The sequence below is a fragment of the Lebetimonas sp. JS138 genome, assembly GCF_000523335.1.
Lineage (GTDB): Bacteria > Campylobacterota > Campylobacteria > Campylobacterales > Nautiliaceae > Lebetimonas.
The window spans coordinates 1-18606 of the sequence record NZ_ATHT01000002.1; the positions used below are offsets into that span (position 1 = coordinate 1).

The 18606-nt window shown below is 34.2% G+C and carries 18 protein-coding genes, 4 tRNA genes and 1 rRNA gene; 13 read left to right on the plus strand and 10 right to left on the minus strand.

Features of this window, described 5'->3' with window-relative positions; genetic code table 11:
- Nucleotides 1–438, plus strand: a 23S ribosomal RNA gene (locus DZ67_RS0108460); the annotation flags it as partial.
- Between the two features lie 132 nt (nt 439–570).
- Here DZ67_RS0108460 and aroC read toward each other — a convergent pair.
- The 4 genes from aroC to rnhA are packed head-to-tail and all read right to left on the minus strand — an operon-like array spanning nt 571 to nt 3543.
- Nucleotides 571–1644, minus strand: coding sequence for a chorismate synthase (gene aroC / locus DZ67_RS0108465; RefSeq protein ID WP_024788203.1), 1074 nt, complete (start codon nt 1642–1644; stop codon nt 571–573).
- Between the two features lie 30 nt (nt 1645–1674).
- On the minus strand, nt 1675–2355 hold the full coding sequence (gene rnc / locus DZ67_RS0108470; RefSeq protein ID WP_024788204.1) for a ribonuclease III: 681 nt from the start codon (nt 2353–2355) through the stop codon (nt 1675–1677).
- Complete coding sequence (locus DZ67_RS0108475) at nt 2345–3121, minus strand: HDOD domain-containing protein (protein ID WP_024788205.1); 777 nt, start codon at nt 3119–3121, stop codon at nt 2345–2347. Before DZ67_RS0108475 ends, rnc begins: the two co-directional genes overlap by 11 nt.
- The gene (gene rnhA, locus DZ67_RS0108480; RefSeq protein ID WP_024788206.1) at nt 3121–3543 is read right to left on the minus strand and encodes a ribonuclease HI; all 423 of its coding nucleotides are present in this window, start codon (nt 3541–3543) and stop codon (nt 3121–3123) included. The genes DZ67_RS0108475 and rnhA overlap by 1 nt, the downstream gene beginning before the upstream one ends.
- A gap of 104 nt (nt 3544–3647) precedes the next feature.
- Here rnhA and DZ67_RS0108485 point away from each other — a divergent pair, with 104 nt between their 5' ends.
- From DZ67_RS0108485 to DZ67_RS0108535, 11 genes are all read left to right on the plus strand, one after another.
- Nucleotides 3648–4034, plus strand: a complete 387-nt coding sequence (locus DZ67_RS0108485; RefSeq protein WP_024791034.1) for a class II SORL domain-containing protein — start codon at nt 3648–3650, stop codon at nt 4032–4034.
- A 170-nt stretch (nt 4035–4204) separates the two neighbouring features.
- Entirely contained in the window at nt 4205–4432 is a 228-nt protein-coding gene (locus DZ67_RS0108490; RefSeq protein ID WP_024788208.1) for a DUF4492 domain-containing protein, read from the plus strand.
- 1 nt (nt 4433) lies between these two features.
- A complete protein-coding gene (locus DZ67_RS0108495; RefSeq protein ID WP_024788209.1) occupies nt 4434–6005 on the plus strand; it encodes a cytochrome ubiquinol oxidase subunit I in 1572 nt (523 codons plus the stop codon).
- Complete coding sequence (locus DZ67_RS0108500) at nt 6005–7201, plus strand: cytochrome d ubiquinol oxidase subunit II (RefSeq protein ID WP_024788210.1); 1197 nt, start codon at nt 6005–6007, stop codon at nt 7199–7201. The genes DZ67_RS0108495 and DZ67_RS0108500 overlap by 1 nt, the downstream gene beginning before the upstream one ends.
- Nucleotides 7202–7210: 9 nt before the next feature.
- The gene (locus DZ67_RS0108505) at nt 7211–7423 is read left to right on the plus strand and encodes a hypothetical protein (protein WP_024788211.1); all 213 of its coding nucleotides are present in this window, start codon (nt 7211–7213) and stop codon (nt 7421–7423) included.
- 68 nt (nt 7424–7491) lie between these two features.
- On the plus strand, nt 7492–9066 hold the full coding sequence (gene pckA, locus DZ67_RS0108510) for a phosphoenolpyruvate carboxykinase (ATP) (protein WP_024788212.1): 1575 nt from the start codon (nt 7492–7494) through the stop codon (nt 9064–9066).
- A 47-nt stretch (nt 9067–9113) separates the two neighbouring features.
- Nucleotides 9114–9190 (plus strand) — tRNA-Gly (locus DZ67_RS0108515).
- A 4-nt stretch (nt 9191–9194) separates the two neighbouring features.
- Nucleotides 9195–9269, plus strand: a tRNA-Cys gene (locus DZ67_RS0108520).
- A 43-nt stretch (nt 9270–9312) separates the two neighbouring features.
- A tRNA-Leu gene (locus DZ67_RS0108525) sits at nt 9313–9400 on the plus strand.
- Between the two features lie 40 nt (nt 9401–9440).
- A tRNA-Ser gene (locus DZ67_RS0108530) sits at nt 9441–9530 on the plus strand.
- 148 nt (nt 9531–9678) lie between these two features.
- On the plus strand, nt 9679–11796 hold the full coding sequence (locus tag DZ67_RS0108535) for an MGDG synthase family glycosyltransferase (RefSeq protein WP_024788213.1): 2118 nt from the start codon (nt 9679–9681) through the stop codon (nt 11794–11796).
- A gap of 4 nt (nt 11797–11800) precedes the next feature.
- Here the strand turns inward: DZ67_RS0108535 and DZ67_RS10095 are convergent, their stop codons facing one another.
- The 6 genes from DZ67_RS10095 to DZ67_RS0108565 all read right to left on the minus strand — a co-directional run bounded on the left by DZ67_RS10095 (nt 11801) and on the right by DZ67_RS0108565 (nt 17225).
- Nucleotides 11801–12574, minus strand: a complete 774-nt coding sequence (locus DZ67_RS10095) for an alpha/beta fold hydrolase (RefSeq protein WP_024788214.1) — start codon at nt 12572–12574, stop codon at nt 11801–11803.
- The gene (locus tag DZ67_RS0108545) at nt 12571–13350 is read right to left on the minus strand and encodes a thiazole synthase (protein WP_024788215.1); all 780 of its coding nucleotides are present in this window, start codon (nt 13348–13350) and stop codon (nt 12571–12573) included. The genes DZ67_RS10095 and DZ67_RS0108545 overlap by 4 nt, the downstream gene beginning before the upstream one ends.
- On the minus strand, nt 13347–14381 hold the full coding sequence (locus DZ67_RS0108550) for a branched-chain amino acid ABC transporter permease (RefSeq protein ID WP_024788216.1): 1035 nt from the start codon (nt 14379–14381) through the stop codon (nt 13347–13349). The genes DZ67_RS0108545 and DZ67_RS0108550 overlap by 4 nt, the downstream gene beginning before the upstream one ends.
- A gap of 43 nt (nt 14382–14424) precedes the next feature.
- Nucleotides 14425–15339 (minus strand): branched-chain amino acid ABC transporter permease, encoded by a 915-nt coding sequence (locus DZ67_RS0108555; RefSeq protein ID WP_024788217.1) that lies wholly within the window; start codon nt 15337–15339, stop codon nt 14425–14427.
- Nucleotides 15340–15348: 9 nt separating this feature from the next.
- Nucleotides 15349–16008, minus strand: a complete 660-nt coding sequence (locus DZ67_RS10310; RefSeq protein ID WP_024788218.1) for a GGDEF domain-containing protein — start codon at nt 16006–16008, stop codon at nt 15349–15351.
- Between the two features lie 77 nt (nt 16009–16085).
- Entirely contained in the window at nt 16086–17225 is a 1140-nt protein-coding gene (locus DZ67_RS0108565; protein WP_024788219.1) for an ABC transporter substrate-binding protein, read from the minus strand.
- A gap of 68 nt (nt 17226–17293) precedes the next feature.
- On the opposite strand from DZ67_RS0108565, the gene serS reads away from it, so the two are divergent.
- Entirely contained in the window at nt 17294–18544 is a 1251-nt protein-coding gene (gene serS, locus DZ67_RS0108570; protein ID WP_024788220.1) for a serine--tRNA ligase, read from the plus strand.
- The last annotated feature ends 62 nt before the right edge of the window (nt 18545–18606 follow it).

Consider the following 18606-nt stretch of genomic DNA (forward strand, 5'->3'; position numbering starts at 1 on the left):
AACAGGCTGATCTCCCCCGAGAGCTCACATCGACGGGGAGGTTTGGCACCTCGATGTCGGCTCATCGCATCCTGGGGCTGGAGCAGGTCCCAAGGGTATGGCTGTTCGCCATTTAAAGCGGTACGCGAGCTGGGTTCAGAACGTCGTGAGACAGTTCGGTCCCTATCTGCCGTGGGCGCAGGAAGGTTGAGGAGAGCTAACCCTAGTACGAGAGGACCGGGTTGGACGAGCCACTGGTGTACCAGTTGTCCTGCCAAGGGCAGCGCTGGGTAGCCAAGCTCGGAAGGGATAACCGCTGAAAGCATCTAAGCGGGAAGCCCACTCCAAGATGAGCCTTCCCATGAGGGTGCAGGAAGACTACCTGCTTGATAGGCTGGGGGTGTAAGCCCTGCGAGGGGTTGAGCTGACCAGTACTAATAACCCGAATGGCTTTTAAGCGGACGTGAGACAAGACTTTTAACAGCTAAATATAATTAACAGCTGTTTATTATTAGTATCGGATTTAATCTATCTAAAGAGTTTAGAAAAAAGTAGAAATTATAAAAAATTATTGTAATTTATCTTTTAAATTTAATAATAAATTTTTTTAAGGTTATCCATTCTCCTAATTGAATTAATCATTAACATATCTGCAACTACACATGCTACCATAGATTCTGCCACTACCGCACCTCTGATTGCAACGATTGGATCGTGTCTTCCTTTTAAAGTTACTTCAACCTCATTTTTATTAATATCTATAGATTTTTGTGTTTGAAAAATTGATGGAGTCGGTTTAAAATAAATTTCAAGTTCAATATTTTCTCCGTTGCTTATTCCGCCCAAAATTCCGCCAGAATTATTGCTTAAAAACCCATTTTTACTAATTTCATCATTATTTTTACTGCCTTTTAATTTATGTGAATTAATATTTCCAATATAAATTCCTTTTACAGCATTAATGCTGAGTATTGCGCTTGCTAAAATATTATCAAGTTTACAATAAATCGGTTCACCAAGTCCAATAGGAGTATTTTTTATTCTAAGTTTTACAACTCCTCCTAGGGAATCGTGATTTTTTCTTGCTTCATCTATTAAATCCATCCAAATTTTTTCTTTTTCTTTATCTAAGGCTAAAATAGGAGAATTTTTTGAATAATTAAAATCAATATCTTCTGCTCTAATTCCTCCTATTTCAATAATTCCTGCTTCAATTTCAATGTCAAATTCTTTTAAAATCATTTTAGCTACTGCTCCGGCTGCTACCCTCGCGGCAGTCTCCCTTGCAGAGCTTCTACCACCGCCTCTGTAATCTCTTATTCCGTATTTGTTAAAATAAGTAAAGTCTGCGTGCCCCGGACGGAAAATATCTTTTATATTTGAATAATCGTTACTTTTAGCGTTTTTATTAAAAATTACTATTGCAATAGGAGTTCCTGTAGTTTTTCCTTCAAAAATCCCGCTTAAAACTTCCGGAAAATCCTCTTCTTTTCTTTGGGTCGCAAATCTGTTTTGCCCTGGTCTTCTTCTTTTAAGTTCATTTATTAAAAATTCTTCATCAAAATTGATTCCGGCCGGCACTCCGTCTATTACAACCCCTATTGCTTTTCCGTGCGATTCTCCAAAAGTTGTAAATCTGAAAATTTCTCCAAAACTGTTAAACATATTTCCCCTTTATTTTCTATTGACCATTAATTATAAATTAAGTTCTTTTTTTAAAATATCAATAGTTTTTTTAGCTCCTTCTTGTTGGGCGACTTTTTTACTTTTACCTTTTGCGCTTGCATATTTTTTACCCTGAATAAAAACTGCTATTTCGAATTCTTTTTTATGATCGGGCCCGGAAGTGTTTACAACCCTATATTCCGGTACTTCCCCAAAATATGCCTGAGTAATTTCCTGTAAATTTGTTTTATAATCTCTTAAAAGTTCTTCAGGCGTAATGGTAGGATAAACATTTTTTAATAAATTTAGGGCTATTTCTTTTGTTTTTTCAAAGCCTGCTTCCAAATACAATGCACCGATAAGTGCCTCAAATGCACTTGAAAGAATTGAAGGTTTCTCTCTTCCTTCGTTGTTTTCTTCAGCATTGGAAAGGAGAAGATAATTTCCCAAGTTTAGTTTTTTTGCTAATCTTGTAAAAGATTCCTCATTTACCAACGCCGCCCTCAGTTTTGATAAAATACCTTCTTCAGCTTTGGGAAAGATAAAAAAAAGATATTCCCCGACAATTAAATCCATAACCGCATCACCTAAAAATTCCAGTCTTTCATTATTAAAATCTTTAGAGTAACTTCTGTGTGTAAGAGCCTCGGTTATCAATTTTTCATTTTTAAACTGATACCCCAGACTCTTTTGCAAATCTTTAGCTATCATTGCTTATCCTTTCATATGTTTTTGGAATGTATTCAATACATTTTGGATTAAATTCTATTAAAGAATTTAAATCAAAAAAGGCCGGTTTACTTGTTAAATAAAAAAATATAAAATGATTAAGAGCTGAAAAGGGATTATCACATATTTCACATTCGCTTTTTTTAATTATTTCACATTTTTCTTTTTCTAAATCCCATATTTCAGCAATTTTGGCTGCAATACCAAATAGACTCTCACCTGTTAATCTTTTAAGTAAAGTTCCATATTCTATGGGTGTTGAACTTAAAATAATATTTAATTTCTCTTTTTTAACTCCGAGCAGAGAGTCACATACGCAAACACTTGCCGGAATTATCGCACCGATTTCAGCATATTTTTTGTATATGTTTTCTCCAAATTCTAATGAGGCAAATTCTTTATAAGAATTTAAAAATTCTTTTTGAAAATCTGTAAAATCAATTTTAAATATTTCCCAATTTTTAGGCGTAAGAAGGGATACTAAATATGAATATACAATTGCCCTAATATTCTCAATTCCTAAAAGAGTAAATAACTGTAATATGTCTTTAACTTCTTTTCTTAAGGAAAAAGCTGCTGAATTTACTATTTTTTCCAATTGTTTTTTTAATATTAAATCATTTTTGGCAGCATTTGCCGCTTTTTTTATATTGCCTTCTTTTAAAGCATTCAAACATTCAAGCGCATATTTTGGAATGGGAGGAATATTTTGTAAATATTTTTCAATGTCATTTTTGCTTACAAGCATTAATTTTTCCTTTTTTGTGCTTCCTCTTTTGCAATTTTATCACAAATTTCATTTTCCTTGTGGCCCGAATGTCCTTTTATCCAGTTTATATTGATTGTATGTAATTTTTTTAATTCATATAATTCTTGCCACATTTCTTTGTTTTTCACATTTTTAAAATTTTTTTTAACCCAGTTTTCCAACCATTCGTTTATTCCTTTTAATACATAAGTTGAATCGGAATATAAATTTATAATGCATGGTTTTTTTAATTGTTTTAATGCCTCAATTACTGCCATAAGCTCCATTTTATTATTAGTTGTATAATCTTCTCCTCCGCTTATTATTTTTTCATAATTTTTATACCTTAAAATGGCACACCATCCTCCAGGTCCCGGATTACCAAGAGAACTTCCGTCTGTAAAAACATCTATTTGTTTCATTTAGTAGCCTTTAATAATTTTTTTCTATTAATAAAATACTGATTTTGTCTTTTTTTATTTTTTGTGCTATAATATATTACAAATTTTAACAAAAGGAGGGCAAAATGCCAAAAATTAACAGATACGAAGATATTTCTCAAATTGACAGAGAAGCAAAAAGAGATTATATAGACAGACACTCACCATTTATTCATTGTGAAGACACAGCAAAAAAAGGTGAAAAATTTAAAGTTAAAGTAAAAGTCGGAAATGAATATTCTCATCCAGATGATTTTGACCATTATATTGCATATGTGCAATTATGGGATGGTGAAACACTACTTGGACAAGCTACATTTACTCCAGGTACTCTTGGAAATGAAAAAAGCCAAGTGGAAGTAGATTTTTATATTATTCCTAAAAAATCTAAACTTAAACTTACTGCAATGGCTTACTGTACAAAACACGGACTTTGGGAGAGTGAAACTAAGGAAGTAACCGTTAGCGAATAATTTTTCCTTTTTTCTTTCCTGTATAAAAAATGACCAAATTATATATAAATGAATCTTCATATGTATAAAAAGAGTATTTTTATTCTGTTTTTTTATTAATTTTTTATTAAAAACTATTGACACAATTTAATTTTTGATTTATAATTTTTACTAGCCTCGAAGGAGGGCTTATGTTTAAACGCATCTTGTTTTTTTACATTGACGGGTTTAAAAACCTGTCTGACCTGGGTAAAAAAATCTGGGTCATCGTTATTATTAAACTTGTTGTGATTTTTGTAGTGCTGAAAGTTTTCTTTTTCCCGACAATCAATTCGCAGGTAAAAGGGGAAAAAGCAAAAGCACAGCTTTATGTTAAACAACTTACAAAAATCACAACGAACCATAAAAAGGAGGAATAGAATGGATTATGCAATGCTAGAATGGGCAAGAGCCCAATTTGCAATGACAGCGTTGTTTCACTTCTTTTTCGTTCCATTTACATTAGGAATGTCGTTTTTAGTGGCATTTTTTGAAACTATCTATGTAAAAACCGGAAAAGAAGAGTGGAAAAACATTACACAGTTTTGGCAATTGATATTTGGTATTAACTTTGCCATAGGTTTAGCAACAGGTATTATTCACGAATTTGAATTTGGGACAAACTGGTCTACGTATTCATGGGTTGTAGGTGACTTGTTTGGAGCACCTCTTGCAGTTGAAGGTATTGTTGCATTCTTTATGGAAGCGACTTTTGCGGCAATAGCATTTTTCGGATGGAAAAGAGTCAGTAAAGGTGTTCATTTAAGTGCATCTTGGCTGCTTGCAATTGGTTCAAACCTTTCAGCGCTTTGGATACTAATTGCAAACGGATTTATGCAACATCCAAGCAGTGCGTTTTTAAGATTTTCTATTGACAACGCAAGAGCGGAAATGCAAAATTTCTGGGCATTGATTACCCAACCGGTTGCACAGGTTAAATTTTTACATACTATTAGTGCCAGTTATACATTGGCAGCGGTATTTGTACTTGGTATATCTTCACTTTATCTGCTTAGAAAAAAACATGTAGAATTTGCTAAAAAATCAGCTGCGGTAGCGGCTGCATTCGGTTTAATCGTTTCTATTTTCACTGTAGTTATAGGTGATGAACATGCTTATGAAGTTACAAATACACAACCTACAAAAATAGCTTCAGCAGAAGGGCTTTATGTAGGTGAAAAGGGTGCACCAATAGTGGCTTTTGGATTTCCAAAAGATTTAGATGCAAGAAATGTTAAATCAAATGATGAGGCATGGAGTTTTAAAATTGAAATTCCAGGATTATTATCACTTCTTGGAAAAAGAAATCCAAATGCTTATATTCCTGGACTTAGAGATTTAGTAAATGGAAATGATAAATACGGTATTTGGTCATTTGCCAAATTACATCAAGTTGGTAAAGAAGCTATTGAAGATTTGAAAGCATATCACGTGGCAAAAGCCAAAGGTGATGCTGCGGCAATGGAAGCAGCAAAAAGAGATTTTTATGCTCCGGTTACCACAGTTGACGGATGGACAGTTACAAAAGCAGATTTAATGGGTTACGGATATCTTGATGATCCAACTAAACTGTATCCCCCAGTACCACCAGTATTTTATGCATTCCATATTATGGTTACTTTAGGATTCTGGTTTATAATTTTATTTGCATGGGCATATATTGCAGTTACAAAAGGAACATTTGAAAACAGTGCAGTACTACAAAAGCTTGCAGTTTTATCAGTTCCACTTCCATGGATTGCAACAAGCTTTGGTTGGATGACAGCAGAACTTGGAAGACAACCTTGGACAGTATTCGGATTGCTTCCGACAAAAATTTCAGTAACACCGATTGCATTGCAAAATGTTCAGGCAACATTTTTCTTATTCTTAAGTGCATTTGTAATTTTAGGTATTGCTGAACTTAAAATCCTATTTACGGTCGTAAAAATCGGACCAAAAGGAGCGCACTGATGACTTGGGCACCAATTACAGTGGACGCGACACATTTTTATCTTCAGGTATATTTCTGGATAATTGTCGCGGTTTTAGGAGGACTTTTTTTATTTATGACATTTGTTCAAGGTGGACAAAGTCTAATGCATGTTGCAAAAGATGAAATGGAAGAAAGAGGTATTGTAAACTCCCTTGGTAGAAAATGGGAGCTTACATTTACTACTCTTGTATTATTTGGTGGTGCGTTGTATGCGGCATTTCCATTATTTTATTCTGTATCATTTGGTGGTGCATACTGGGTATGGATGTTAATTTTATTTACATTTGTATTTCAGGCGGTATCATATGAATATATGAATAAACCCAATAACTTAATTGGTAAAAATACATATAAATTCTTTTTATATGTAAACGGTATAGTCGGTATGATTCTAATTGGTGCTGCTGTCGGAACATTTTTTACAGGAAGTAATTTTACTTATGATCCTGTAACAAGAGTGTTACATTGGGGAACAGCAGCCAACGGATTTAATTTAAGAGGGCTTGAAGCTGCTATAGATTTTGGTCACGGAGCTTGGTTTAACTTGGCATTTGGTGTGTTAGCATTTAGTGCCGCTAGAATTTTAGGTGCTTTATGGCTCATGAATGATTTAGACCAAAATGAATTTTCAGCAGTTCATGAAAGATTAAGAGCAGTTTTAAAAAGATGTTTTGTTGTATTGTTGATTGCCCTATTAATAGTACTTTACGGTTTGTTGACAATGAAAGGATATTCTTATAATATCCATGATCCAGCCGGAAAAGTGACATTGGTTGATGGCAAATATTTGCAAAATTTACTTGCATTTGCAGCAATTCCTTTAATTTTATTCTTAGTTGGAGTAGTTCTTTTTGTTATTGGAATTTTCCAAGGAATCAAAGGTTCAACAAAAGGTATCTGGCCAGCAGGACTTGGAATTGTATTAATCGGAATTATTGTCTTTGTTATAGCAGGACTTAACGGAACTCCATTTTATCCAAGCTATGCTGATTTACAAAGCAGCTTAACTATTCAAAACAGTTCAGGAAGTAAATATACTCTTGAAGTTATGGCATGGGTTAGCGTTGCTGTGCCAATAGTATTGGCATATATTGTTTATGTCTGGTATCAGATGAAAAAAGGCGGACCTGTCAGTGTTGAAGAAATTAATGATTCTGAATCACATGCATATTAAGGAGTGGATATGAAAAAATTTTTAACATTAATAACAATTTTCTTCGGAAGTTTCCTTTTCGCTTCTGATAAATTGTTGCCAAACGGGATTAATCCGGAAGCACAACAGATTAATACGACATGGGGAGTTATCTTATTTTTCATGTGGCCTGTATTGATTATAATTGCTTACAAATTTATAGAATTTACACTTAAAAAAACAGGTCTTGAAAAAGACCTTTAATCTCCTCTTTTTTTCTTCATTTTTGTTATAATAATACTCCAAAAACCACATTAGATTAGGAGAATGTTATGTTAAATTTAGACGATTTGGGTATTACAGCCCAAAACATTATTCACAATCCAAGTTACGATAAAATAATAGAAGATACATTAAAAAAAGGTGAAGTTGTAATAACCAAAAGCGGGGCGACAGCAGTTGATACAGGTGAATTTACCGGAAGAAGCCCAGAAGATAAGTTTTTTGTAAAACAATCTCCAAGTGAAAAATATATAGCATGGGGGGAAATAAACCATCCTATAACTCTTGAAACATTCAGAAATCTGGAAGTATTTACAAAAGAAGAATTATCAAAAAAAGATGAATTGTATGTTGTTGATGTATTTGTAGGAGCCAGCAAAAACAGTAGAAGAGCAATAAGATTTATAACTCCTATAGCATGGCAGGCACATTTTGTAATGAATATGTTTATTTTACCGAGTGAAGAAGAATTTAAAAATTTTGAGCCGGATTTTACTTTTTTGGTTGCAGGGGAAGCAAGATATCCAAAATGGAAAGAGGACGGTTTAAACAGTGATATTTTTGTTGCATTTAATGTAGAAGAAAATACAGCTGTAATGACGGGTACTTTGTATGGGGGCGAGCTTAAAAAAGGTATTTTTACTATGATGAATTACTGGCTTCCGCTTGAAGGTAAACTATCAATGCACTGTTCTGCTAATGTAGGTGAAAAAGGTGATGTGGCATTGTTTTTCGGTCTTTCAGGAACAGGAAAAACTACACTCTCAACTGACCCAAACAGAAAACTTATAGGTGATGACGAACATGGATGGGATGATGAAGGTGTATTTAATTTCGAGGGCGGATGCTATGCAAAAGTAATAAATCTTGACAAAGAAAGCGAGCCTGAAATTTATAATGCTATTAAGAGAAATGCCCTTTTGGAAAATGTAGTAATAAATGAAGAGGGAGAAGTGGATTTTACCGACGCATCAAAAACAGAAAATACAAGGGTCAGTTATCCGATAGAACATATTGAAAATCATGAATGCACTCTAACAGGAGGACACCCTAAAAATATAATATTCTTAAGCGCCGATGCTTTTGGAGTATTGCCTCCGGTTTCTAAACTTACAAAAGAACAGGCAATGTATTATTTTTTAAGCGGATATACTGCAAAAGTAGCAGGGACAGAAAGAGGTATTACAGAACCGGTTGCAACATTCAGTGCATGTTTTGGTGAGCCGTTTTTACCTCTTCATCCAACAGTATACGCAAAACTACTTGGAGAAAAAATTGACAAACACGGAGTAAATGTATATTTAGTAAACACAGGATGGACAGGCGGTCCGTATGGTGTTGGAAAAAGAATGAGCATTAAAGACACAAGAGCATGTATTAATGCAATTCTTGACGGAAGTATAAAAATGGCTGAATTTGAAATTTTACCAGTATTTAATTTAGCTATGCCAAAAGAATTAGCAGGAGTTAATACAAAAGTTCTTAATCCGAGAAACACATGGGCAGATAAAAAAGCCTATGATGAGCAATTAAAAAAACTTGCAAATATGTTTATCGAAAATTTTAAAAGATATGAAGATGTAAAAGAAGGAAAAGAATACGAAAAAGCAGGTCCTAAACTTTAATTCTTCTTGCTTTTTTCACTATTTTTTTATATAATTCTATTCCTTAAGCGGGCTTAGCTCAGTTGGCTAGAGCGCCACCTTGCCAAGGTGGAGGCCGCGGGTTCGAGTCCCGTAGCCCGCTCCAGTAAGGCGCCATAGCCAAGTGGCTAAGGCGGGGGCCTGCAAAGCCCTGATCCCCGGTTCGAATCCGGGTGGCGCCTCCACTTGACATAGGTATATATTTTAATTATAATTCCTTTCACATTTGCCCGGGTGGCGGAAATGGTAGACGCAAGGGACTTAAAATCCCTCGGGAGTTTTTCCCGTGCCGGTTCAAGTCCGGCCCCGGGCACCACCGTCAATCAAATATTTAAAATTATTTGTTTTGATTCATTGGAGAGGTGGGTGAGTGGTTGAAACCGGCGGCCTTGAAAGCCGTTGAACGGGCAACCGTTCCGTGGGTTCGAATCCCACCCTCTCCGCCACTGTTAATTTTATACTTTGTCTTTCTTCAAAAATATTTTATCAGTAATTAATTTAGATATGGTATAATATATTCAAATCTTAATATTCAATTGTTTTTTATTTAAATAATTTTTTTAATTTTTTAAAAAATTAACGGAGCTTTAAAAAATGAATATTCATTTAGAAAAAAAGAATAAAAAAATAATTATTTTTTATTCATCTATCGGTTATGGGCATATTAGCGCGGCTCAGGCTATTAAAAAAGAGATACATAAGCATAATCCCTATGCTGTTATTGTTTTGAAAGATATTCGTGATTTTATGAATCCATTGTGGCGTAAAATTGATGAAAAGCTTTATTGGCTCGTGGCCGGAAACTGTCCGGAGTTGTTTGATGTACTTTTTCAAGAAATTCAAATGCGAGGTAACAGTGTTCCTTCACTTGCTTTATTGCCAAATGATTATCCCGATGAAAAGGTTTTTGAATTTATACAATCCCAACAACCGGATGTAATTTTATCCACGCATTACGGAGCGGCACAGGTTCTTGGTAACTTAAGAGAAAAAGGTAAATTAAAAAACATTAAAATAGGATGGCTTCACACTGATTTTTTTCAAGGTTATTTTCCAAGAATTTCCAAACGGATAGATCAGACGTTTCTTGCACACAGGAAACTGTATAAAATGTGGCTTTCGGCAGGTGTTCCTTCTGAAAAAATTATTACAACTGGTATGCCCGTATATGTGCCTGAATATGAGCATAAAGATCAAAAAACAATTTTAGACAAATATAATTTGGCAGAGGATATACCAATAGTATTAATAACTTCCGGAAAAGAAGGGGTTGGAAATTATGCCGCTTTGGTTAAAGATATTGTGGCACATTATAAAGGAGCGCTGCAAATTGTCGCTGTTTGCGGAAAAAATAAAAAACAGCAGTTTTTGCTTAAAACGTTAAAAAAAAATCTGCCGGATAATGTAAAACTGAAAATTTTTTCTTTATTAACGCATGATGATTTGCTCTCTTTAATGAATATAGCCGATGTTTTAATAACTAAAGCCGGAGGGTTAACACCTGTGGAAGCATTTTCTATAGGCGTTCCTACTATTCTTTTAAATATACTCAGCGGGCATGAAAGGGAAAACGCTTCTTTTTTTGCCAGGCTTGGAGTTGCCAAGCTTGCCTCCAATACAAATCAGGCTGCCGAACTGCTGCAGACATTTTTGTTTAACCCTGCGGAGAAAGAAGCTATCTGCAGAGCGCAGAAAAAATTTAAAGAAAATTTTAAAATTGAGCATATTGTCAGGTTTGCGCTTAATGATAATTTTATTTCATGTTCTTTACCGGGGGATTTTGGTGCTGAAAATGGCAAGCCGGTTATTAATGTCAATGATGCTTTATCACAGCTTGATGCCAATTCTCCGGCTGAAGTTGAATTGCTTTTATCATATGCTACTTCCCATTCTCCGCAGCGAATTATTTGGGAAAATCCATTCGGACACATTGCTATTCGCATAGATAAAACTGTTTACAGTGCAAATTATATTGCAAACCCTTCTGTTGATTCCAATTTTTTACAACATTTAAGTCTTGCGGATTATCTTTATGGGGTAAAGCCGCCGTCTCCTTCACAAATACATACCAACACATATGGTATGGCTTACGGAAGGGAGACAATAGGCCTTCGTGTAGCCGGTGTTCCCGCACAGAATTTAACAGCTATGATAGCAGAAATTTATCGTATTGAAAATGATTTTAAACAGGGAATTATAAAATGGGATAAAACAAAATTTAACTGTGCCGATGTTGTTGATAGGATTCTTCAGGCCGGAGGTTACGGAGAGTCAAACATTTATGAAAAATTTAAATTACCTTCAATGCCTCTGGATTCATTTGAAAAAGCCAAAAAAATTTTTGAATCCGATGCCTCTTTAAAAACAGACCTTGTGGCTTATCATATGGTTCCTGGAGCTAATGCCGATTATAACTATTGCCGTTTTCCTCTTTCATTGAAACAGCCCATACGTTCTTTAACTCGTACACTAAGCAATTCAAAAGATTTTCTTGAAATGTCAATTTCTAAGCACTTAGTAGTATATTACGGTGATCCCCGTGTTTATTTTGAAAATTTACGCAGTGATTTTGAAAATAAAAATGCTCATTTTTATAATTCTCATCATTATGTTTATTATAAAGCTTTGGCAAACGATCTCAAAAAATTTTTTAAATTTAAAAAAGCTCCTCCAAAAATTAATTTTTGGAAAATGAGTTTTTTAAAGCAGTGAATTATTATTGTGATAAAGCTTTGTAAATAATATTTTCAATATTGGGATAGTTATATACATTCCCGTGTTTTACCTTATCAAGATAATAAATATTTTTAAGATTTTTAATCTTTTTAATAAGACTATTTAAACATTTTTGTGGAATTTTATCATCATCTTTTAAAGCAATAATACTAACAGGCATATTTGCGTTTGAAATAAATTTTGCTTCATTAAATTTGTATTTTAAAAGGAAAGACACAGGAAAAAAGGGGTATTCCATTTTTGCTATACATCCAATAGAACTAAAAGGTGTAATTAATAAAACTTTTTTAACCTTTCTTTTGCCGGCTACATAACCCGCAACTGCGCTTCCTAAACTTCTGCCTATTAAAATATCCGGTTTATATTTATCGAATATTTCAAGGGCGTATTTTTCAATGCATTTTTCACACGGCTTTCCAACGCTGCCTGCATATCCTGGATAATTAAAACCTAAAAAGTTAAAATTTTTTATTTTTGGGGCGGTTTTATCTAAAAATTCAATTGCATTGTTTGCATTACCGCTGAAATATAGAACTAAAGGGAGATTTTCCCCATTTTTTGTCATTGCTCCTTCAAGTTTAACTCCATCGCTTGTTTTAAAATATATTTTTTTAGCTATTTTTGGAACGTAGGGTTTTGCCCATTTTTTATTAAAAATTTTTTTATCCTGAATCAGGTATAAATAAATACATGCTGCTATATAAAGAAAGAAAAAAAGAAAAAAAAACATAAAGATTAATTTGAGAAGTTTCAAAATTCTATAAGTCCTTCAAGTGGTGAAGAAGCTGTTGCATAAGGTTTTTTAGGAATTCTACCTGCCTTGTAAGCCATTCTACCTGCCATTACCGCATGTTTCATAGCTTCTGCCATTGCAATAGGATTAGAAGCCTTGGCTATGGCAGTATTTGTCAATACTCCGTCGGCTCCAAGTTCCATTGCAACTGCCGCATCGCTTGCAGTTCCTATCCCAGCATCCACAATTACAGGCACATTTACAGCATCTTTAATAAATACCACATTATATCTGTTTTGAATACCAAGGCCACTTCCTATGGGTGCGGCAAGAGGCATTATGGCTGCTGCTCCTGAGTTTTCAAGTCTTTTGGCCATAATTGGGTCGTCATTAGTATATGCCATAATGGTAAAATCTTCTTTTGCCAATGTTTCGCATGCCTTAAGTGTTTCCATAACATCAGGATAGAGTGTTTTTGCCGTATCTCCTATTATTTCCAATTTAATCAAATCGATTCCGATGGCTTCTTTTACCAGTCTGAAAAGAGTTATTGCCTCATCGGCTTTTGTGCAGCCTGCAGAATTTGGCAGAATTTTTACATCGGTATCTTTGAAATAATCCATTAGATTTTCTTCATTAGAATCAAGAATGTTAACCCTTCTGACCGCTACGGTTATCATTTCGGCACCACTTGCAAGTGTAGCGTCCCTTGTTGTTTTAAAGTCCGGGTATTTCCCGCTTCCAACTATAAGTCTACTTGTAAATTCATATTTACCAATTTTCAAAATATCACTCATTTATTTCTCCTTATTTTAATATAATCCCAGATTTCCTTATTTCCCATAATACCACGTCTTGCAAAAAGCATAATTAAAAGTAAAATTAAACTAAATACAACCATTCTAAGACCTGGAATTCCATGAATTGCACCAATACTCCAGTTAGCGTCATCAAGAGGTCTTAAAACTTCCATGCCGCCAATGAGTAAAAATGTACCAATAATACTTCCGCTCATACTTCCGAGTCCGCCTAAAACAATTATAATTAGCAGCTGGAATGTAAGCATAAATGTAAATTGGTCGGGACTGATTGAACCGATTGAGCTTGCTAAAAGCCCGCCTCCGACCCCTTCAAAAAATGCACTTGTCATAAAAGCCTGCGTTTTTGTTTTAAATGTATTAACTCCCATTGCAAGTGCCGCATCTTCATCGTCTCTAACAGCTTTCATAGCACGGCCGTGTTTGGAATAAACGATATTATACACTAAAATAACAGTAATTAAACAAACTATTCCTATCCAAAAATAACTTGCAAATCCGGGGATAGAATCGAGCCCCATTGAACCGTTTGAAATGGAAGGGTTGTTAATTAAGAATATTCTTATAATAAATCCAAATCCTAATGTTACAATTGCCAAATAATCCCCTCTTACCCTAAAAACGGGAAATGCAAGGGTAAGGGCTATAAGAGAAGAAACTATACCGCTGATTAATAACGTAAAAAACGGATTTGGAAGATAAATATCTTTTATTAAAGGAAGCGGATCGGCTATCATATACATATCCGCTTTAACATCGGGGCTCAACATAAGAAGAGCCGTAACATATGCACCGATTGCCACAAAACCGTTCGGTTCCAATGAAAACTGGCCGGCAACCCCGTTTATTAAATTATAGCTGACGGCTAAAATTATAAATATATAAACATTTCCCAAAACAGTGGTGGTGTAATCACTGAATATTTTTGGAGAAATATATAAAAATCCGATAAAAACAGCTGTAACTATGGCAATTAAAGTAAAATATTTACCAAGAGATAAATTATTCATTTTCTCACTCCATTTTTAATTTTTAATTTTATACTTTCCATTTCTAAAATCTTTGTCTTTCAAAATCAATTCCCATAATACCTGTAGGTTTAAATAATAAAACAAAAATTAAGAAAATAAATGCAAATGCGTCTTTCCATCCTCCGAGTTCCGGGAAAAAACCGGGAATTGCAACTTCGGCAAAACCTAAAATAAAGCCTCCTATTACCGCACCTGTTACGCTTCCGATTCCTCCAACAACCGCAGCGGCAAATGCTTTAAGACCGACAAGCATTCCCATATAAGGATCAATACTCGGATAAGCCATTGCATAAGAAATTCCCCCTATTGCCGCAAGGGCAGAGCCAAGCGCAAATACAAAAGCGATTATTTTGTTTGAATCTGCACCCATTAATTTAACCGTATTTATATCAAAAGCCAAAGCTCTTATGGCGATACCTATTTTTGTTTTATAAAGAATATATAAAACAACCAATAATAAAATTAATGTTATTATAGGAATAATTAAAGTAAGCACGGGAATTGTTAATGATTTTATATGTAATATTGTAGAAAACCATTTTGGAAAATAAAATGCCTGATACGTTCCTCCCAAATATTGATTTGCTATAACATTAAAAAGGGATTCCAGGAAAAAAGAAATACCAATCGCTGTAATTAAGAGTGAAATTTTAGGAGCATTCTTATCAAGAAGGGGTTTATATGCACTGACATATGTCAATATTCCGACAATAGCAGTTACTATAATAGATAAAGTTACGGCCACATAAAAATTAAGCCCCATAATTTTGAAAAAAATAAAAGCCATAAAAGCTCCTACCATCATAATGTCACCGTGAGCAAAATTGATAAGTCTTAAAACTCCGTAAACTAATGTATATCCTATTGCAATCAGGGCATACATACTTCCGAGTGAAAATCCGTTTATTATTTGCTGCAATATAAAACTTAAACTCATTTTTTTCCTTTAACAGATTATTTTATTTCTTCCGCAATTTTTTGCAATATATAATTTTTTATCTGTTTTGTCAATAAAATCCTTAATTTTATAGTTGGAATTATACTCAACAACCCCGCCGCTTATTGTAATTTTTATATTTTTTTTGCAAAAACTTTTATTTTCAATAAATTCTCTGAATTTTTCCATTTTTATACAGGCGTCTTTTTGTTTTGTAAAAGGCATTATAATTAAAAATTCTTCCCCTCCGTATCTGAAAGCATAATCACTTTGTCTAAAATTTTTTTCCATTTCTTTTGCCAATGATTTTAAAATACAATCACCCGTTATGTGCCCATAAGCGTCATTTACTTTTTTAAAGCATACTTCATTTTTTTTGACAGGGTTAATACCGCAGATTTCAATTTCCTCTATTGAGGGTATGTTTTGTTTTAAATAAAACAGAAAGCTTTTTAATATAAGATTTAAATCATACTGTGTTAATAAATTGTGAAAGATTTTTTTAATTAATTCATCTGCTTTATTTAATATTTTTAAATCGCTTTCATAATCTCCCATCAAATACAAACCGCATTCTGTCTGGCACTGAAACGGATCGTTTGGTATCAAATAACCTACCCAGTATATATCCGGCATTATTTCTATGGGCTTAGAATAATCTATTTTCATTTATTTCCTTATATAACAGTTAAAAAATGCTTATAAAGCACTTTTTAACTGTTAATCCCCAAAGGGGAGAAAATTAATTAAGGCTGTACTAATTCTTTAAATACTGTTTTACCGTTTACAATTTGTTCTACAACGGCAGGTTTGTTAACTGGATTTCCAGTTTTTGGGTCGATTGTAAGATTTCCTGTTACAGCTTCGAGGTTTTTAGTATGCCTTATTGCATTGTTTACACATTGTTTAAATTGAAGGTTATTTTTTGTATTTGCTTTTGTGTCACATTGTTTAATTCCGTTATAAATCAATAAGTATCCGTCAGCCCCTGTTGCAGCAAACGCACTTGGAAGCCTTCCGTATTTAGCTTTAAAATCTTTAATAAATTCTTTTGATAACGGAGTCGGAGCTTTTGCTGCGTCAAAATGGTCAGTATACATTACGCCGTTTGCCGCTTTTCCAGCAAGTTTTGTAAGTAGTCCTGGGTCTGCAATCCCGTCTCCGCCCATTACAGGTGCTTTTACTCCGGCGGCTCTGAGTTGTCTTAAAAATAAACCTTCTTCAGGTGCATAAATTGGTGTATAAATAAACGCTGGATTTAATCTTTTAATCTGGGCAACTTGTGCGTTAAAGTCTTTGTCTCCTGTGTTTATAAACAGTTTTTTAAGGACTTTTCCTCCGCCTTTTTTATAAGCTTTTTCAAATGCTTTTGCAAGGCCTACTGAATAATCCTGTTTCATATCGAATAGAATTACTGCATTTTTAAGACCGTGTTCAAGGGCGTATTTCGCCGCAACAGTTCCTTGGAAATCATCTGTAAAACACGCACGTGTAAGATATTTGCTCCCTTTTGTAACCCTTGGGTTTGTGGCAATTTGTGTTACAGTCGGAGTTTTAGTGGCCCCCGCAAATCTTTTAACTGCAAGAGCCATGGATGAAGCAAGAGGTCCTTCAATTGCTACAACTTTTTCTCCGCTGGCAAGTCTTTTATAACCGTTAACAGTTTGAACTTTGTCAAATTGGTTATCTACAATAACTAATTTAATGGTATCTCCGTTTGGGAGTGTTGCATATTTTGAATGGATAAGTTTAATACCGTCAAGAGTTTTTTGTCCAAATGATGCAATAGGTCCTGTTAAAGGTTGAAGAATACCTACTTTGATTTCTTTTGCAAATAATGTCGAAGCAACTAATGCACTGAGTCCGAGAGCGATTACTTTTTTCATTTATCCTCCTTTTATGTTAAAATTCTCTAAATTATACCAAAATAACATTTTAATGACAAAGGAATTTAATGCTAAATTTAAAATTACTTGATAGGGATTTTGAAAATATTACTAAAAAACTTAAATTAAAGGGAATTAACGAAAATCTATTAAAAGAAATTAAACAACTTTTTTCCAAAAAGAAAGAATTAAAAACCAGGCTTGATAAATTATTTGAAAAAAGAAACATGCTTTCAAAGCAGATTGGAAATCTTGTAAAAGAGGGTAAAAAAGAAGAAGCTGAGAATTTAAAAAAAGAAGTGGCCGCATTAAAAGAAGAAATAGAAAAATTAAATACAAAATCCAAACAGATAGAGACTGAATTGGAAAATAAAGCATTAAATATTCCCAATATTCCGGATGATGATGTTCCTGTAGGAAAAGACGAAAATGATAATGTGGAAATAAAAAGATGGGGCAAAATTCCAGAGTTTGATTTTGAAATAAAGCCCCATGACGAACTTGGAGAAAAGCTAAACTGGCTGGATTTTAAAAAGGGCGTGAAACTTGCAAAAAGCCGTTTTACTGTGTTAAAGAGCGATGCGGCAAGACTTGAGAGGGCTTTGATTAATTTCTTTTTAAACCACAACAGGGAATACGGATTCGAAGAAGTTTATGTTCCTTTTATTGTAAACAGGGAGACTATGACGGCCACGGGTCAGCTTCCAAAATTTGAAGAGGATCTATTTAAAATAGAGGGGGAAGAGCTTTATTTAATACCTACGGCCGAAGTGCCTTTAACTAATCTTTTCAGAGATGAAATAATTGATGATTTAAGCAAACCAGTAAAACTTACGGCATATACACCGTGTTTTAGAAAAGAAGCCGGAAGTTACGGGAAAGATACAAAAGGAATTATCCGTCAGCATCAGTTTGACAAGGTGGAACTCGTTGCCATTACCCGTCCGGAAGAGAGCGATAAAATGTTTGAGGAAATGGTTGAATGTGCAAGCAGGGCCCTTGAGAAATTAAATTTGCCTTACAGGCAGGTAATGCTCTGCACAGGGGATTTGGGATTCAGTGCGGCGAAAACAATTGATTTGGAAGTATGGATTCCGTCTCAAAACAGATACAGGGAAATAAGTTCTGTTTCCAATACCAGGGATTTTCAAGCCAGACGCGGAAAAATAAGATTTAAAGACGGTAAAAAAAACCGCCTTGTCCATACACTTAATGGAAGCTCTTTAGCAGTCGGCAGGACACTTGTAGCTATTATGGAAAATTATCAAAGAAAAGATGGAACAATTGAAATTCCTGAAGCGTTAAGAAGATATTTATAAAATTATGAATGTTGAATGATGAATTATGAATGCAATAATTAAAATTCAACATCTAACATTCA

What these genes read in the sequence shown, in the direction of transcription:
- aroC (WP_024788203.1), bottom strand. Translation starts at nt 1,644, where the DNA reads ATGTTTAACAGTTTTGGAGAAATTTTCAGATTTACAACTTTTGGAGAA.
- rnc (WP_024788204.1), bottom strand. Translation starts at nt 2,355, where the DNA reads ATGATAGCTAAAGATTTGCAAAAGAGTCTGGGGTATCAGTTTAAAAAT.
- DZ67_RS0108475 (WP_024788205.1), bottom strand. Translation starts at nt 3,121, where the DNA reads ATGCTTGTAAGCAAAAATGACATTGAAAAATATTTACAAAATATTCCT.
- rnhA (WP_024788206.1), bottom strand. Translation starts at nt 3,543, where the DNA reads ATGAAACAAATAGATGTTTTTACAGACGGAAGTTCTCTTGGTAATCCG.
- DZ67_RS0108485 (WP_024791034.1), top strand. Translation starts at nt 3,648, where the DNA reads ATGCCAAAAATTAACAGATACGAAGATATTTCTCAAATTGACAGAGAA.
- DZ67_RS0108490 (WP_024788208.1), top strand. Translation starts at nt 4,205, where the DNA reads ATGTTTAAACGCATCTTGTTTTTTTACATTGACGGGTTTAAAAACCTG.
- DZ67_RS0108495 (WP_024788209.1), top strand. Translation starts at nt 4,434, where the DNA reads ATGGATTATGCAATGCTAGAATGGGCAAGAGCCCAATTTGCAATGACA.
- DZ67_RS0108500 (WP_024788210.1), top strand. Translation starts at nt 6,005, where the DNA reads ATGACTTGGGCACCAATTACAGTGGACGCGACACATTTTTATCTTCAG.
- DZ67_RS0108505 (WP_024788211.1), top strand. Translation starts at nt 7,211, where the DNA reads ATGAAAAAATTTTTAACATTAATAACAATTTTCTTCGGAAGTTTCCTT.
- pckA (WP_024788212.1), top strand. Translation starts at nt 7,492, where the DNA reads ATGTTAAATTTAGACGATTTGGGTATTACAGCCCAAAACATTATTCAC.
- DZ67_RS0108535 (WP_024788213.1), top strand. Translation starts at nt 9,679, where the DNA reads ATGAATATTCATTTAGAAAAAAAGAATAAAAAAATAATTATTTTTTAT.
- DZ67_RS0108545 (WP_024788215.1), bottom strand. Translation starts at nt 13,350, where the DNA reads ATGAGTGATATTTTGAAAATTGGTAAATATGAATTTACAAGTAGACTT.
- DZ67_RS0108550 (WP_024788216.1), bottom strand. Translation starts at nt 14,381, where the DNA reads ATGAATAATTTATCTCTTGGTAAATATTTTACTTTAATTGCCATAGTT.
- DZ67_RS0108555 (WP_024788217.1), bottom strand. Translation starts at nt 15,339, where the DNA reads ATGAGTTTAAGTTTTATATTGCAGCAAATAATAAACGGATTTTCACTC.
- DZ67_RS10310 (WP_024788218.1), bottom strand. Translation starts at nt 16,008, where the DNA reads ATGAAAATAGATTATTCTAAGCCCATAGAAATAATGCCGGATATATAC.
- DZ67_RS0108565 (WP_024788219.1), bottom strand. Translation starts at nt 17,225, where the DNA reads ATGAAAAAAGTAATCGCTCTCGGACTCAGTGCATTAGTTGCTTCGACA.
- serS (WP_024788220.1), top strand. Translation starts at nt 17,294, where the DNA reads ATGCTAAATTTAAAATTACTTGATAGGGATTTTGAAAATATTACTAAA.